We start from the raw sequence: 15,344 nt of genomic DNA on the forward strand, positions 1-15,344 counted from the left end.
GACAGTCAGCGCGCCGCAAACTGGCCTGCTAAACGAAAGCGGGCAGCCCGAAGGCTGCCCGCCATGTGCGCGACGATGGGCATCGTGCTACGCGCAATGCGAGGCGCGCAGCCTCTTGCCATCACAGGTAGAACATCCGGTCTTCTTCCGACTTGACCGGATGAACTTCGCCTTCCTCGCGGTCTTCGTAGAACTTGAGCACCGCTTCGAGCACCTGGTCCGGATTGTCGATCACCTGCATCAGATCGATGTCGGTCGGATTGATCAAACCCATCGGAATCAGAGCGCTCTTGAACCACGCGAGCAGACCTTCCCAGAACTCGGCGCCGACCAGAATGATCGGCACATGGCGCGACTTCTTGGTCTGGATCAGCGTGAGCACTTCGGCCAGTTCGTCGAGCGTGCCGAAGCCGCCGGGCATCACGATCACCGCGTCCGAGTTCTTCACGAACGTGACCTTGCGCGTGAAGAAATGGCGGAAGCGCAGCGAGATGTCCTGCCACTGGTTGCCCGACTGCTCGTGCGGCAACTCGATGTTCAGACCGACCGAAGGCGCCTTGCCCGCATGCGCGCCCTTGTTGGCCGCTTCCATGATGCCGGGGCCGCCGCCGGAGATCACCGCGAAGCCAGCATCCGACAATTTGCGCGCGATCTGCGTGGCGAGTTTGTAGTACGGCGAGTTCGGTTTCAGGCGCGCCGAACCGTAGATGCTGACCGCCGGGCGAATCTCCGACAGGTACTCGGTCGCCTCGATAAACTCTGCCATAATCGTGAACATCTGCCACGATGCGCGGGCTTTCTTGGCCGTTGCGCGCTCTTGATCTGCGAGCGATCGCAGACTCGGAATCACTTTTCTCTTAGTCATAATGCCTGAAGAACGAAGCCTTGAAGGTAAGACCCTGCTGTTGGTCGACGGTTCGAGTTATCTGTACCGGGCCTACCATGCGATGCCTGATCTGCGCGGTCCCGAGGGTGGCCCGACGGGTGCGCTCTACGGGATGATCAACATGCTGCGGCGCATGCGCAAGGAAGTCACAGCAGAGTATAGCGCGTGCGTGTTCGACGCCAAGGGCAAAACGTTTCGCGACGACTGGTATCCGGAATACAAGGCGAACCGTCCGTCGATGCCGGAAGATCTTGCCCGTCAGATCGAGCCGATTCACGTCGCGGTGCGTGCGCTCGGCTGGCCGCTGCTGATGATCGATCGCGTCGAAGCGGATGACGTGATCGGCACGCTGTGCACCGAAGCGGAAAAGCTCGGCATGAACGTGGTCGTGTCGACCGGCGACAAGGACCTCGCGCAGCTCGTGTCGAACCGCGTGACGCTCGTCAATACGATGACCAACGAAACGCTCGACCGCGACGGCGTGGTCGCGAAGTTCGGTGTGCCGCCGGAGCGCATCATCGATTATCTGTCGCTGATCGGCGATACCGTCGACAACGTGCCGGGCGTCGAGAAGTGCGGTCCGAAAACCGCGGTCAAATGGCTGACGCAATATGAGTCGCTAGATGGCATCGTCGGGCATGCGAGCGAGATCAAGGGCGCGGTCGGCGAGAATCTGCGCCGCGCGCTGGACTTTTTGCCGATGGCGCGCAAGCTCGTCACAGTCGAGCGTCATTGCGATCTGACCGGGCACATCGTGTCGATCGAGGAGAGTTTGCCGAGCCTTCCCGAATCGCGCGAAGAGTTGCGCGAGGTGTTCACGCGCCACGGCTTCAAGACGTGGCTGCGCGAAGTCGAAATCGCCGATGCGGTCGAAGGTCCGGAAACCGACGTGCCCCCCGCGTTGTCCGTCGATCACGAGCGCCACTACGAGACCGTGCAAACATGGGAGCAGCTCGACGCGTGGCTCGACAGGATCAATGCGGCCGAGCTGACCTCGTTCGATACCGAGACCACGTCGCTCGATCCGATGATCGCGCAGATCGTCGGCTTGTCGCTGTCGGTCGAAGCGGGCCGCGCCGCGTATGTGCCGCTCGCGCATCGCGGCCCCGACGCGCCGGTGCAGCTGCCGCGCGACGAAGTGCTCGCGAAGCTCAAGCCGTGGCTCGAAAGCGCCGGCCACAAGAAGGTCGGCCAGCATCTGAAGTACGACGAACAGGTGCTCGCGAATTACGGCATCGAAATGCGCGGCGTCGAGCATGACACGCTGCTCGAGTCGTACGTGCTCGAATCGCATCGCACGCACGACATGGACAGCCTCGCGCTGCGTCATCTCGGCGTGAAGACGATCAAGTACGAAGAGGTCGCGGGCAAGGGCGCGCAGCAGATCGGCTTCGACGAAGTCGCGCTCGACAAAGCCGCCGAATATGCGGCCGAAGACGCAGACATCACGCTGCGTTTGCATCAGGCCTTGTATCCGCAGATCGCCGCGGAGAAGTCGCTCGACCACGTGTATCGCGAGATCGAAGTGCCGACTTCGCGCGTACTGCGCAAGATGGAGCGGACCGGCGTGCTGATCGACGCGGAGAAACTGCGTCAGCAGAGCAGTGAGATCGCCACGCGTCTGATCGAACTCGAAGGCAAGGCGTACGAACTGGCCGGCGGCGAATTCAACCTCGGCTCGCCAAAGCAGATTGGTCAGATTTTCTTCGAGAAGCTCGAACTGCCGGTCATCAAGAAGACGCCGAGCGGTGCGCCTTCCACCGACGAAGAGGTGTTGCAGAAGCTCGCCGAAGACTATCCGCTGCCGAAGATTCTGCTCGAACATCGCGGCCTGTCGAAACTGAAGTCGACCTATACCGACAAGCTGCCGCGCATGGTCAATCCGCACACCGGCCGCGTGCATACGAACTACGCGCAGGCCGTCGCGGTGACGGGGCGGCTCGCATCGAACGATCCAAACCTGCAGAACATTCCGGCGCGTACCGGCGAAGGTCGGCGCATCCGCGAGGCGTTCATCGCGCCGCTCGGGCACAAGCTCGTCTCCGCCGATTATTCGCAGATCGAATTGCGCATCATGGCCCACATCTCGGGCGACGAATCGTTGTTGCGCGCGTTTTCGCAGGGCGAGGACATTCACCGCGCCACCGCGTCGGAAATCTTCAGCGTGACGCCGCTCGAAGTGTCGAGCGATCAGCGGCGCGTCGCGAAGGTCATCAACTTTGGGCTCATCTACGGCATGAGCGCGTTCGGACTCGCGTCGAACCTCGGCATCACGCGCGACGCGGCGAAGATTTATATCGACCGCTACTTCGCGCGCTATCCCGGCGTCGCGCGCTATATGGACGAGACGCGTTTGAGCGCGAAGGCGAAGGGCTACGTCGAAACGGTGTTCGGCCGTCGTCTGTGGCTGCCCGAGATCAACGGCGGCAACGGTCCGCGCCGCCAGGCCGCCGAGCGTGCCGCGATCAACGCGCCGATGCAGGGCACCGCGGCTGACCTGATCAAGCTTTCGATGATCGCCGTGCAGAACTGGATCGAAGACTCGAAGATCGGCACGCGGATGATCATGCAGGTGCATGACGAACTGATTCTCGAAGTGCCCGACGCTGAGTTGTCCGAAGTCCGCAAGCGCCTGCCAGAACTGATGTGCGGCGTCGCCGCGCTGAAGGTGCCGCTCGTCGCCGAGGTCGGTGCGGGCCTGAACTGGGAGGAAGCGCATTGACATGCCCGTGACATGCGCACGATAACGTCGTGCGCATGTGACACATGGGTTTTGGCGACTTGTGACTTCTTAGGCGGGTCGAGGACAATCGGTTCAGGACGGCGCATTCATGCGCAGCGTCGCGACAGATAATTCATCGGCTACACGGAGAAGTGCAATGCATCGATTTATCGTCGTTGGCGGAGGTGCGGGAGGATTGGAACTGGCGACGCGTCTTGGCGATCGCTATGGGGCCGACAAGAAGGGGCGCAGCGCGCAGGCCCAGGTGACGCTGGTCGACCGCTATCCGACGCATATCTGGAAGCCGCTGCTGCACGAGGTGGCGGCGGGCAGCATGGACCCGTTCACGCAGGAGCTCCCGTACGCGGCGCAGGCGCGCTGGCATGGCTTCGCATTCCAGCAAGGCGACCTGACCGCACTCGACCGCACGAACCGACGCATTACGCTCGGCACCGTGCTGGACGACGACGGCGCTGAACTGCTGCCCGAACGCGAGCTCGAGTACGACACGCTGATCATCGCGATCGGCAGTACCACGGCCTTCTTCGGCGTCAAGGGAGCGGCCGAATTCTCCATTGCACTGGATACGGTTAGCGAGGCAGAGCGTTTCCGCAAGCGCCTGATCGCGGCGTGCATGCGCGCCGAGCATCAGGCACACGAGCCCGTCGAGTCGAGACCGGGACCCGGCACGTGGACGTCCAGCGAGCCGCGCATTCAGGTGGCGATCGTCGGCGGCGGCGCGACGGGGGTCGAGTTGTCGGCGGAGTTGCGCAATACCGCGCAGGTGTTGTCCGCGTATGGCTTGCACAAGCTCGATCCGCGGCATGACGTCGGCATCGTGCTGATCGAGGCGGGGCCGCGCATTCTGCCCGCGTTGCAGGAGCGCGTTTCCACGGCCACCGCCGAATTGCTGACCAGGCTCGGCGTGAAGCTGATGATCGGCGAGACGGTGGCCGAGGTCGCGCCGGGCTATATCCGCACCGCGAGCGGTCACACCGTGCGGGCCGATCTGACCGTGTGGGCGGCGGGCATCAAGGCGCCGGCGGTGCTCGGTCAGCTCGACGGCTTGCCGGTCAACCGGCTCGGCCAACTGGTCGTGCGCCGTACGCTGCAAACCGGGATCGACGACAACATCTTCGCGCTCGGCGACTGCGCGGCCTGCGAGTGGCCGGGCAACGAGCGCAACGTGCCGCCGCGCGCGCAGGCCGCGCATCAGCAGGCGAGCTTTCTGATGAAAGGACTGGCGGCGCGCCTCGACAACAGGCCACTACCGGAATTCACTTATCGCGACTTCGGCTCGCTGGTCTCGCTCGGCCACTTCAGCGCGGTCGGCAATCTGATGGGCGGGGTGATTGGCGGCAATATGCTGATCGAAGGGCTGTTCGCGCGCTTCATGTACATGTCGCTGTACCGGCTGCATATCGCGGCGCTGCACGGCTATCCGCGCATGGTGCTCGACACCTTCGCGCATTGGTTGCGCCGTACCACGCTGCCGCGCGTCAAGCTGCACTGACGCGCGCGGACGATCTCCTCAGTTGAATGTGCAACGGGATGCGCGCAAGGCGTATCCTGTTGCCTCTAACAATACTTCGAGGAGCGTCCCGTGCTGAAGCCTGAAGTCGACTGTCTGATCCCGCACGTTCCTTTCGATCGGCGCACCTTCATCAAGGCGACGCTGGGCTCCGGCTTCGCGGCGGCGGTGCTGCCGGTCTCGGCGCAAACCATTCATACCGACAGCGACGGCCTCGAAGCAGGGGAGGTGGCGTTCCATTCGCTCGGCACGCTGATACCGGCCTACCGCGCGCAGCCGAAGGGCAAGACGCATCTGCCGGTGATCCTCGTCGTGCATGAGGCTTTCGGCGTGCACGAGCATATCGCGGACGTCTGCCGGCGCTTCGCGAAGCTGGGCTATCTGGCAATCGCGCCGAACCTGTTCGAGCGCGAGGGCGATCCGACCGTCTACACGAGCATCCAGCAACTGAGCGAGCAACTGCTCAGCAAGGTACCCGACGAGCAGGTGCTGGCCGACCTCGACGCAGCCGTCGCGTGGGCCGGCGAAAACGGCGGCGACCTGAACCGGCTCGGCGTGAACGGCTTCTGCTGGGGTGGGCGCATCTCGTGGCTCTATGCCGAACACAATCCGCGCGTGAAGGCGGGGGTCGCCTGGTACGGTCGCGTGACCGGCGCGAAGAATGCGATGACGCCGGCCAATCCGATCGATCTCGTCGCTGACCTTCATGCGCCGGTGCTCGGCCTGTACGGGCGCCAGGATCAAAGCAATCCGCAGGACACGCTCGAGCAGATGAAGCAGGCGATCGCGCAAGGGCCGCAAGCAGGACGCGGCTCGCAGTTCGTCGTTTATGACGACGCGGGTCACGCGTTTTTCGCCGATTACCGTCCGAGCTACAGGAAGGCCGATGCCGAGGATGGCTGGCGTCGCGCGCTCGTGTGGTTCAAGCAGCACGGCGTGGCTTGAAGCGCTGCTCGAATTCCTCGCGTCTGGTTACGACGAGCGGCGGCTCGCGCTCAAGGTTTCGCCCCCGTCGCCACCGGCCGTTTCGGGTCGGAACTCCATTCGCTCCAGGAGCCCGCGTACAACGCTGAACCATGCAGACCGGCAACCTCCATCGCAAGCGAATTGATGCAGGCGGTCACGCCCGAGCCGCATTGCAGCACCACGTGTTCGGGCGGCGTGTCGCCGAGCAGCGCGTGGAATTCCTCACGCAGTGTGTGCGCCGGCTTGAAGCGGCCGTCGGGGGTCAGGTTGTCCTTGAAGAAGCGGTTCAGCGCGCCCGGGATATGGCCGCCGACGCGGTCGAGCGTCTCGTTTTCGCCGCGATAGCGATCGGCCGCGCGCGCATCGACGACGATTCGCTCCTTCGAACCCAGGTTGCGCTCGACCGCCTGGGTATCGATAGTCACGGCGAGCGGCGCGGCCGCCTTGAAGTCGCCGGTGTTCTGCGCGGGCACGTCCTGCGTCAGCGGTTGGCCAGCCGCTTCCCATGCCTGCAGCCCGCCGTCGAGCAGCGCGACCGCGTCGTGACCGAGCCAGCGCAAAAGCCACCAGACGCGCGCTGCGTACATGCCGCCTTGTGCGTCATATGCGACGACCTGTTGACCTTGCTTCAGTCCCCGCGACTCCAGCGTTTCGACGAGCCGCGCGCGATCGGGCAGCGGATGCCGGCCGTTCGAGCCGTTCTTCGGCCCGGACAGATCGCGATCGAGATGCAGATAGTGCGCGCCCGGCAGATGGCCGGCCAGCCAGGCTTTCTCGCCCGCGTCGGTATCGGCGAGGTCGAACCGGCAGTCGATCACGAACACGCTGCCCGGCGCGGCCGTGAGCCGCCCGGCAAGATTGGTCGCGGAGATCAGGGTGGTGTAATGAGTGTGGGGCATGAGCGTCTCCTCGATACGGGCGATGGCGGCTGCGGGCCGCGTCGTTCACGCGGCTGGCGCATGGCCGGTCTATATCGGTAGTCTAAACAAAAAAAGACGGGTCGAAGCCCGTCTTTCCTTGAGTCGATCGATGCGCCACGCGGCGCGGATCAGATCGTGCCGAGTTCGCGCCGCAGAAACTCGTGGAAGTGCTGCATACCGTCTTCCATCGGGCTCTGATACGGTCCGACCTGTGATTCGCCGCGCTCCATCAACGCGAGGCGGCCGGCGTCCATGCGCTCGGCGATCTCGTCGTCTTCGCGGGCTGTCTCCATATAGGCGGCGCGCTCGGCTTCGACGAAGTCGCGCTCGAACAGCGCGATTTCCTCGGGGTAATAGAACTCCACCACGTTGGTGGTCTTCTGCGGACCGCGCGGAATCAGCCACGACACGACCAGCACGTGCGGATACCACTCGATCATGATGCCCGGGTAGTACACCATCCAGATCGCGCCGAACTCGGGCGGATTGCCGTCGCGAAAGCGCAGCACTTCGTCGTGCCACCTGCGATACGTCGGGCTGCCCGGTTGCTCGAGCGCCTTGTGCACGCCGACCGTCTGCACGCTGTACCAGTCGCCGAACTCCCACGTCAGATCGTCGCAATTGACGAAGCTGCCGAGGCCCGGATGGAACGGTGCGACGTGATAGTCCTCCAGATAGACCTCGATGAAGGTCTTCCAGTTGTAGTTGCACTCATGGACTTCGACGTGATCGAACATGAAGCCCGAGAAATCGAAATGGCGCTTGGTGCCGAGGCGTGCGAGATCTTTCGCGACATCCCGACCTTGAGCCTCGAACAGCAGACCCTGCCAGTTCTGCAGTGGCGTGGCGCCGAGATTCAGGCACGGGTTGTCGGCGAAATGGGGCGCGCCGAGCAGCTCGCCCTTCAGGTCGTACGTCCAGCGATGCAGCGGACAGACGATGTTCTGCGTCTGGCCGCGGCCGTTGAGCATGATGGCTTGCCGGTGGCGGCACACGTTCGACAGCAACTCGACTTGCGACTGCTGGTTACGGACGAGTACCCGCCCCTCGCGTTCGCTGGGCAAGGCAAAATAATCCCCCGCTTCGGGCACCATGAGATCGTGGCCGATGTAGCGAGGACCTTTCTTGAAAAGGGTGTCGATTTCGCGCGTAAGAAGCGCTTCGTCAAAGTAAGCCGTGACTGGCAGCTGGCTGTGAACAGACCGCAACTGCAATGCATTGCTCAGATTGGACATTCCCACTCCCGATGAAGACGTGAAAGCAGTGAACAACCCAACCATCGAAGATTCGATTTAGGGAGCCCGCAATTATACCCGTTTCCCTGTGACAGGGGCACTTAAGTCCCTGATTTGGGTTAAAAATGTCAAGAAAGTTCGGCATTTTCGCCGCAGACCTCGAGCTTTTTTTCTGCGAGACTTCAGGGTCGAAGCGGGGCAAGGGTGGGCATCGGACAGGCTCGAAGCGAGACAGCACGGCGGGGCGCAGGCCGGCGAGCGGATCGAAAATGTCGCTTTTGCCGTAGAATGTCCGACTTGTTTTAATTTTGCGACTATTCATGGCGAAGACCGCATCGAACGATTCCGCCGCCGCACCAGCCGAAAGCGGCGATAGCGCGCCGCTGCCGGAGAACTACGAGGCCGCGCAGACCGAACTGGAAGAGCTCGTCGCGCGCATGGAAGGCGGCAGTCTGAGCCTCGAGGAATCGCTGGCCGCTTACCGTCGCGGGGCGACACTTGTCGCATTCTGTCAACAGCAGCTCGAAAAGGTCGAGCAGCAGGTGCGGGTCCTCGATGGCGAGACCCTCAAGCCGCTGCCCATGAATACCGCAGGAACAGCCGCGACTGAGAGCGGGGACGACCTATGACATTCGAACAATGGACGCGCTCGGTGCTCGAACGCGTCGAAACGGCTCTGGAACACTATCTGCCGGCCGAGACGACCGAACCCGCCAGGTTGCACGAGGCGATGCGCTATGCGGTGCTCGGCGGCGGCAAGCGGGTGCGGCCGCTCCTGTGCCACGCGGCCGGCGAGCTGACCGGCGCGCGTGCCGAATGCCTCGATGCGGCGGCGGCGGCGCTGGAAATGATTCACGTGTACTCGCTCGTGCACGACGACATGCCCTGCATGGACGACGACGAACTGCGCCGCGGCAAGCCGACGGTCCACGTCAAGTATGACGAAGCGACCGCGCTGCTGGTTGGCGACGCGCTGCAGTCGCAAGCATTCATCGTGCTCACGTCCGACGTACTCGGCCGGCCGCAGCAGGCCTCGCTCGTACGCGAACTCGCGCTCGCAAGCGGCTCGATCGGCATGTGCGGCGGCCAGGCCATCGATCTGGCGAGCGTCGGCCACACGCTGACCCGCCCGCAGCTCGAGACCATGCATCGCATGAAGACCGGCGCGCTGCTGCGCGCGGCCGTGCGCATGGGCGCATTGGCCGGCGAGACGCCGGACGCGCAGGGTCTGGCGTCGCTCGACGCCTACGCCGCCGCGGTCGGTCTTGCGTTTCAGGTCGTCGACGACATTCTCGACGTCACGACCGACTCCGCAACGCTCGGCAAGACCGCCGGCAAGGACGCGAAGGACGGCAAGCCGACCTACGTGTCGATTATTGGGCTCGACGCGTCGCGCGCGCTCGCGGCGCAACTGCGCGGCGACGCGCACGCCGCGCTCGCGCCGTTCGGCGCGCGCGCGCAGCGTCTTGCCGAACTGGCCGACCTGGTGGTGAACCGGGTCAGCTGAACGCGAAAGCCCGCCGCCGCGCACCCTCCATCCCCGGGGTGCATGTATGAAGTGCGGGCGCGTAAGTTTTCCTACAATGGAACGACGATGTACGACTTGCTGAAAACCATCGACGACCCGGCAGCCCTGCGCCGCCTCGATCGCCGCCAATTGCAACCGCTTGCCGACGAGTTGCGTGCCTTCGTGCTCGACAGCGTATCGCAGACGGGCGGCCATCTCTCGTCCAACCTCGGCACGGTCGAGTTGACCATCGCGCTGCACTACGTCTTCGATACGCCGCACGACCGGATCGTCTGGGACGTCGGCCATCAGACCTATCCGCACAAAATCCTGACCGGTCGTCGCGACCAGATGCACACGCTGCGTCAGTTGGGCGGCATCTCGGGCTTCCCGAAGCGCGACGAATCGGAATACGACACCTTCGGCACCGCGCACTCGAGCACGTCGATTTCGGCCGCGCTCGGCATGGCGATCGCGAGCAAGCTGCAAGGCGACAACCGCATGGGCATCGCCGTGATCGGCGACGGCGCGATGACGGCCGGCATGGCCTTCGAGGCAATGAACAACGCGGGCGTCGAAGACGACGTGCCGCTGCTCGTGATCCTCAACGACAACGACATGTCGATCTCGCCGCCGGTCGGCGCGCTGAATCGCCATCTCGCGCGTCTGATGTCTGGGCGCTTCTATGCGGCCGCGCGCGCGGGCGTCGAGCGCGTGCTGCGCGTCGCGCCGCCGGTGCTCGATCTCGCGCGCAAGCTCGAGGAGCACGCGAAGGGCATGATCGTGCCGGCTACGCTGTTCGAAGAGTTCGGCTTCAACTACATAGGGCCGATCGACGGTCACGATCTCGATTCGCTGATTCCGACGCTGCAAAACATCAAGGAACTGCGCGGGCCGCAATTCCTGCACGTGGTCACGAAGAAAGGCCAGGGCTACAAGCTGGCCGAGGCTGATCCGGTGCTGTACCACGGCCCCGGCAAGTTCAATCCGGCCGAGGGTATCAAACCGGCCGCGACGCCGTCGAAAAAGACCTACACGCAGGTGTTCGGCGAGTGGCTGTGCGACGCGGCCGAGCTCGACTCGCGCGTGATCGGCATTACGCCGGCAATGCGTGAAGGCTCGGGCATGGTCGAGTTCGAAAGGCGCTTCCCGGATCGTTACTTCGACGTCGGCATCGCCGAGCAGCACGCGGTGACGTTCGCGGGCGGCCTTGCCGCGGACGGCATGAAGCCGGTCGTCGCGATCTATTCGACCTTTCTGCAACGCGCGTATGACCAGCTGATTCACGACGTCGCGCTGCAAAACCTGCCGGTGGTGTTCGCAATCGATCGTGCGGGTCTCGTTGGTGCGGACGGCGCGACGCATGCGGGCGCGTACGACCTCGCGTTCATGCGGTGTATTCCGAACATGACCGTGATGGCGCCGTCGGACGAAAACGAGTGCCGCCAGATGCTGTACACCGCGTTGCAGCAGTCGCATCCGACCGCTGTGCGCTACCCGCGCGGCGCGGGTACCGGGGTCGCAACGGTCAAGCAGATGGCCGCGTTGCCGCTCGGCAAGGGCGAAGTGCGTCGCGAGACGTCGGCGCCGGCCGGCAAACGCATCGCGATTCTCGCGTTCGGCACGATGGTCGCGCCGTCGCTCGCGGCCGCCGAGCAACTCGACGCCACCGTCGCGAACATGCGCTTCGTGAAGCCGCTCGACACCGAACTCGTGCGCAAGCTGGCCGAGACGCATGACGCGATCGTCACCGTCGAGGAAGGCTGCATCATGGGTGGCGCGGGTTCGGCGTGCGTCGAAGCCCTGCTCGCAAGTGGGGTTATGCGTCCCGTACTACAATTGGGCCTCCCCGATCGGTTCATCGATCACGGGGACCCGGCCAAGCTGCTCGCCGCGTGCGGTCTCGACGCCGCGGGTATCGCCCGGTCGATCCGCGAACGCTTCCTTGCGAGCGGCGCGGTCGGCGGTCAGTCGTCCGTGAAGCGCGTCGCGTAAAGCGCTGTCGGCTGTCGTGCCGTCGTAGGTGCGACTCATGCCGCCGTCATGCGACGGCGGCTTCGGCAATCTCCAGTTTGAACCGACGGGTGTTGCGGCCCGTCACCCAACGCCGGCGCGAGCCGGCGTTCGCCGTTGCGCGCACTGATCCGCATGGCCGATGGGTGCCTCGCACTCGCTGCGCGATAGTCGCCGATGCAGCGAGACCTTGGCGCAGCCCGGCGCTTTCCAGAAAGGACAAAAGAATGAATCAGATGAATCCCGCTTTCGTGATGCCCGACGTGCAAAGCACCCCCGACACGCGTCAGATTCCGATCCAGCGGGTCGGCGTGAGGGGCGTGCGTCATCCGTTGACGATTCGCACGCAAGGTGGCGAAGTGCAGCCGTCGGTCGGCACGTGGAATCTCGACGTGCATCTGCCGGCCGAGCAGAAGGGCACCCACATGTCGCGCTTCGTCGCGTTGCTCGAAGAGAACAAGGCGCCGCTCGAACCGGCCACGTTCCGCACGATGCTCGCGGCTATGCTCGAAAAACTCGAGGCCGAGGCGGGCCGCATCGAAGTGTCGTTCCCGTACTTCGTGAACAAGACCGCGCCGGTGTCGGGCGTGCAGAGCTTGCTCGATTATGAAGTCACGCTGACCGGCGAGACCCGCCATGGCGCGACGCGGGTGTTCCTGAGGGTGCTGGTGCCGGTCACGAGCCTGTGCCCGTGCTCGAAGAAGATCTCGCAGTACGGCGCGCACAATCAGCGTTCGCACGTGACGATCGATGCCGAGCTGAGCGGCGACGTCGCTGTCGAAGAGTTGATCCGTATCGCCGAGGAAGAAGCGTCGTGTGAACTGTGGGGCCTGCTCAAGCGCCCGGACGAGAAGTTCGTCACCGAGCGCGCGTATGAAAATCCGAAGTTCGTCGAAGACCTCGTGCGCGACGTTGCCCAGCGTCTGAATGCCGACGAGCGCATCGTCGCGTATGTGCTCGAAGCGGAGAACTTCGAGTCGATTCACAATCACAGCGCGTATGCGGTGATCGAGCGGGACAAGCGCCTTGCCTGATACGTTCCTGATCGCTCCACGCCGTTTCGTTGCGAAAGCATTGAAGCAAAAAAGCCGCTTGTAAAGCGGCTTTTTGTCCTCTTGGGGCGGCGGTTCAGTGCGCGAGCGACGTCAGATCCCAACGCGGCTTCACGGTGAACGCGTAGTCGTGGCCGGCCTGTTCGGGCCAGCGTTGCAAACGCAGCGCGCCGGCCAGCGCGATCATCGCCCCGTTGTCCGTGCACAGCGACAGGTCCGGGTAGTGGACGTAGAAATTGCGCTTCTGCGCGGCGGCCGACAGCGCTTCGCGCAATTGCCGGTTCGCGCCGACGCCGCCCGCCACCACCAGCCGGTTCAGCTTCGTGCGCTTGAGCGCCGCTAGAGATTTCGCGGCCAGCACGTCGACGGCGGCATCGACGAAACCGCGCGCGAGGTCGGCCTTGGCCTGCTCGCAGATGTTCGCACCGCCCAGCCGGTTCGCGTGCGTGAGCACGGCGGTCTTCAGGCCGCTGAAGCTGAAATCGAGGTCGCCGGAATGCAGCATCGGGCGCGGCAGCACGACTGCGCCGGGTGTACCGAACTCGGCCATGCGCGAGACTTCGGGGCCCCCCGGATAGCCGAGGCCCAGCAGCTTGGCGGTTTTGTCGAAGGCTTCGCCGGCGGCGTCGTCGAGCGTCTCGCCGAGCGTCTCGTAGAAGCCGACGTCCGTCACGCGCATCAACTGCGTGTGGCCGCCCGAGACCAGCAGCGCGACGAACGGGAACGGCGGCGGCTCGTCGACGAGCAGCGGCGACAGCAGATGCCCTTCGAGATGGTGAATGCCCACGGTCGGCTTGTTCCACGCCATCGCCAGCGAATTCGCGACGCTCGCGCCGACCAGCAGCGCGCCCGCGAGCCCGGGCCCTTGCGTGTAAGCGATCGCGTCGATGTCGCCGCGCGCGACGCCGGCGCGCTCCATCACCTCTTCGAGCAGCGGCAGCGCGCGGCGGATATGGTCGCGCGATGCAAGCTCCGGCACGACGCCGCCGTACTCCCGATGCATCGCAATCTGCGAATGCAGCGCGTGCGCGAGCAGGCCGCGCTCCGTGTCGTAGAGCGCGAGACCGGTTTCGTCGCAGGAGCTTTCGATGCCGAGAACGAGCATGATGAATCGCTTGAGACGGGCGCGCGCGTCGCGCGTCCGGAAGTGAAAGGTAAGCCTGAAAGTATACCAGCGCGGACAGGCAGCCGCAGGCGGTCGGCTGAGCACGGGCATGGACGCGAGGGCCCGGCAGGTACAATGCGGCCCCATGGAATCCTTCGATATCGCGGTGATCGGCGCGGGCGCGGCCGGCATGATGTGCGCGGCCGTGGCCGGTCAACTCGGCCGGCGTGTGGCGCTGATCGACCACTCGCAGCGTCTCGCGGAAAAAATCCGCATTTCCGGCGGTGGCCGGTGCAACTTCACGAATCTGTATGCGGGGCCGGCCAATTATCTGTCGGCGAATCCGCATTTTTGCCGCTCGGCGCTCGCGCGCTATACGCCGCGCGATTTCATGGCGCTGCTGAAGCAGCATCGCGTGACATGGCACGAGAAGCACAAGGGCCAGCTGTTCTGCGATCAGTCGAGCGACGCGGTCATCGACGTGCTGAAGAACGAGTGCGACGCCGGCGGGGTTGCATGGCGCACGCCGCTGTCGGTCGAAGAGGTGCGCCAGGACGCCGAAGGACAGTTCCTGCTCGGCACGACGGCGGGCACGATCGCCGCCCGTGCGCTCGTGATCGCGACGGGCGGTCTGTCGATCCCGAAGATCGGCGCGACCGATTTCGCGTACCGGATCGCCAGGCAGTTCGGCCACAAGTTGATCGACACGCGTCCCGCGCTGGTTCCGCTGACCTTCGCTCCGGCCGACTGGGAGCCGTTCGCGGCGCTATCGGGCGTGTCGCTTGAAGTACAGCTGTCGACTGGCAATACGAAGACCGGCGCCGAATTCACCGAAGATCTGCTGCTCACGCACCGCGGCCTGTCGGGCCCAGGCGTGCTGCAGATCTCGAGCTACTGGCAGCCCGGCGAGCCGATTCACATCAATCTGCTGCCGGAGCGCGACGCCGCGACTGCGCTCATCGACGCGAAAAGCGGCACGAAGCGGCAGATCGCCAATCTGCTATCGGAATGGGTGCCGCAGCGGCTCGCGCACGTGTGGCTCGACACTCACCAGGTGGCCGCCGAGGCCCGCGTCGCCGATCTGCCGGACAAGGCGCTGCGCGGCATCGGTGAGGCGCTGTCGCGCTGGACCGTCACGCCGAACGGCACCGAGGGTTATCGCAAGGCCGAAGTGACGCGCGGCGGGGTCGATACGCGCGGTTTGTCATCGACCACGATGATGAGCGCGCGGGTGCCGGGCCTCTACTTCATCGGCGAGGCGGTCGACGTGACCGGTTGGCTCGGCGGCTACAACTTCCAGTGGGCGTGGGCGTCGGGTGTCGCGGCGGGCGAGGCGGCGGCCGAATATGCCCGGGGGCTTGACGGCGCAATGGCTTTGTGAGAAAGCTCTGCTATACTCCTGAACCT

The 15,344-nt window shown here is 64.5% G+C and carries 12 protein-coding genes; 8 read left to right on the forward strand and 4 right to left on the reverse strand.

Features of this window, described 5'->3' with window-relative positions:
* Positions 1 to 121: 121 nt before the first annotated feature.
* Positions 122 to 865, reverse strand: coding sequence for a TIGR00730 family Rossman fold protein (locus OKW30_RS24375; RefSeq protein WP_035471771.1), 744 nt, complete (start codon positions 863 to 865; stop codon positions 122 to 124).
* A gap of 1 nt (position 866) precedes the next feature.
* Here OKW30_RS24375 and polA point away from each other — a divergent pair, with 1 nt between their 5' ends.
* From polA to OKW30_RS24390, 3 genes are all read left to right on the forward strand, one after another.
* Positions 867 to 3,608 (forward strand): DNA polymerase I, encoded by a 2,742-nt coding sequence (polA, locus tag OKW30_RS24380; RefSeq protein ID WP_429347853.1) that lies wholly within the window; start codon positions 867 to 869, stop codon positions 3,606 to 3,608.
* Positions 3,609 to 3,765: 157 nt separating this feature from the next.
* The gene (locus OKW30_RS24385) at positions 3,766 to 5,121 is read left to right on the forward strand and encodes an NAD(P)/FAD-dependent oxidoreductase (RefSeq protein ID WP_187628854.1); all 1,356 of its coding nucleotides are present in this window, start codon (positions 3,766 to 3,768) and stop codon (positions 5,119 to 5,121) included.
* 90 nt (positions 5,122 to 5,211) lie between these two features.
* Positions 5,212 to 6,084, forward strand: coding sequence for a dienelactone hydrolase family protein (locus OKW30_RS24390; RefSeq protein ID WP_187628853.1), 873 nt, complete (start codon positions 5,212 to 5,214; stop codon positions 6,082 to 6,084).
* A 50-nt stretch (positions 6,085 to 6,134) separates the two neighbouring features.
* Here the strand turns inward: OKW30_RS24390 and OKW30_RS24395 are convergent, their stop codons facing one another.
* Both OKW30_RS24395 and OKW30_RS24400 read right to left on the reverse strand, forming a co-directional pair.
* On the reverse strand, positions 6,135 to 7,004 hold the full coding sequence (locus OKW30_RS24395; RefSeq protein WP_429347854.1) for a sulfurtransferase: 870 nt from the start codon (positions 7,002 to 7,004) through the stop codon (positions 6,135 to 6,137).
* 149 nt (positions 7,005 to 7,153) lie between these two features.
* Positions 7,154 to 8,260, reverse strand: a complete 1,107-nt coding sequence (locus tag OKW30_RS24400) for an aromatic ring-hydroxylating oxygenase subunit alpha (protein WP_184072178.1) — start codon at positions 8,258 to 8,260, stop codon at positions 7,154 to 7,156.
* A 320-nt stretch (positions 8,261 to 8,580) separates the two neighbouring features.
* Here OKW30_RS24400 and OKW30_RS24405 point away from each other — a divergent pair, with 320 nt between their 5' ends.
* From OKW30_RS24405 to folE2, 4 genes are all read left to right on the forward strand, one after another.
* On the forward strand, positions 8,581 to 8,889 hold the full coding sequence (locus OKW30_RS24405) for an exodeoxyribonuclease VII small subunit (RefSeq protein WP_187628852.1): 309 nt from the start codon (positions 8,581 to 8,583) through the stop codon (positions 8,887 to 8,889).
* Positions 8,886 to 9,767 carry a polyprenyl synthetase family protein gene (locus OKW30_RS24410; protein ID WP_184072176.1) on the forward strand — a complete coding sequence of 294 codons (882 nt, stop codon included), beginning with the start codon at positions 8,886 to 8,888 and terminating at the stop codon, positions 9,765 to 9,767. Before OKW30_RS24405 ends, OKW30_RS24410 begins: the two co-directional genes overlap by 4 nt.
* Before the next feature lie 87 nt (positions 9,768 to 9,854).
* Positions 9,855 to 11,762 carry a 1-deoxy-D-xylulose-5-phosphate synthase gene (gene dxs / locus OKW30_RS24415; RefSeq protein ID WP_184072175.1) on the forward strand — a complete coding sequence of 636 codons (1,908 nt, stop codon included), beginning with the start codon at positions 9,855 to 9,857 and terminating at the stop codon, positions 11,760 to 11,762.
* Positions 11,763 to 12,007: 245 nt separating this feature from the next.
* The gene (folE2, locus tag OKW30_RS24420; RefSeq protein ID WP_429347855.1) at positions 12,008 to 12,814 is read left to right on the forward strand and encodes a GTP cyclohydrolase FolE2; all 807 of its coding nucleotides are present in this window, start codon (positions 12,008 to 12,010) and stop codon (positions 12,812 to 12,814) included.
* A 94-nt stretch (positions 12,815 to 12,908) separates the two neighbouring features.
* Here folE2 and tsaD read toward each other — a convergent pair whose 3' ends face one another.
* Entirely contained in the window at positions 12,909 to 13,937 is a 1,029-nt protein-coding gene (gene tsaD, locus OKW30_RS24425) for a tRNA (adenosine(37)-N6)-threonylcarbamoyltransferase complex transferase subunit TsaD (RefSeq protein WP_184054832.1), read from the reverse strand.
* A 145-nt stretch (positions 13,938 to 14,082) separates the two neighbouring features.
* Here tsaD and OKW30_RS24430 point away from each other — a divergent pair, with 145 nt between their 5' ends.
* Positions 14,083 to 15,318 carry an NAD(P)/FAD-dependent oxidoreductase gene (locus OKW30_RS24430; RefSeq protein WP_187628850.1) on the forward strand — a complete coding sequence of 412 codons (1,236 nt, stop codon included), beginning with the start codon at positions 14,083 to 14,085 and terminating at the stop codon, positions 15,316 to 15,318.
* The last annotated feature ends 26 nt before the right edge of the window (positions 15,319 to 15,344 follow it).

Origin of the sequence: Paraburkholderia sp. Clong3, assembly GCF_050436485.1 — a bacterium.
Lineage (GTDB): Bacteria > Pseudomonadota > Gammaproteobacteria > Burkholderiales > Burkholderiaceae > Paraburkholderia > Paraburkholderia tuberum.

Bases quoted from the DNA above. Each gene is read 5' to 3' on its own strand.
- dxs (WP_184072175.1), top strand. From the start codon at position 9,855: ATGTACGACTTGCTGAAAACCATCGACGACCCGGCAGCCCTGCGCCGC.
- OKW30_RS24410 (WP_184072176.1), top strand. From the start codon at position 8,886: ATGACATTCGAACAATGGACGCGCTCGGTGCTCGAACGCGTCGAAACG.
- OKW30_RS24405 (WP_187628852.1), top strand. From the start codon at position 8,581: ATGGCGAAGACCGCATCGAACGATTCCGCCGCCGCACCAGCCGAAAGC.
- polA (WP_429347853.1), top strand. From the start codon at position 867: ATGCCTGAAGAACGAAGCCTTGAAGGTAAGACCCTGCTGTTGGTCGAC.
- OKW30_RS24385 (WP_187628854.1), top strand. From the start codon at position 3,766: ATGCATCGATTTATCGTCGTTGGCGGAGGTGCGGGAGGATTGGAACTG.
- OKW30_RS24395 (WP_429347854.1), bottom strand. From the start codon at position 7,004: ATGCCCCACACTCATTACACCACCCTGATCTCCGCGACCAATCTTGCC.
- OKW30_RS24375 (WP_035471771.1), bottom strand. From the start codon at position 865: ATGACTAAGAGAAAAGTGATTCCGAGTCTGCGATCGCTCGCAGATCAA.
- folE2 (WP_429347855.1), top strand. From the start codon at position 12,008: ATGAATCAGATGAATCCCGCTTTCGTGATGCCCGACGTGCAAAGCACC.
- OKW30_RS24400 (WP_184072178.1), bottom strand. From the start codon at position 8,260: ATGTCCAATCTGAGCAATGCATTGCAGTTGCGGTCTGTTCACAGCCAG.
- OKW30_RS24430 (WP_187628850.1), top strand. From the start codon at position 14,083: ATGGAATCCTTCGATATCGCGGTGATCGGCGCGGGCGCGGCCGGCATG.
- tsaD (WP_184054832.1), bottom strand. From the start codon at position 13,937: ATGCTCGTTCTCGGCATCGAAAGCTCCTGCGACGAAACCGGTCTCGCG.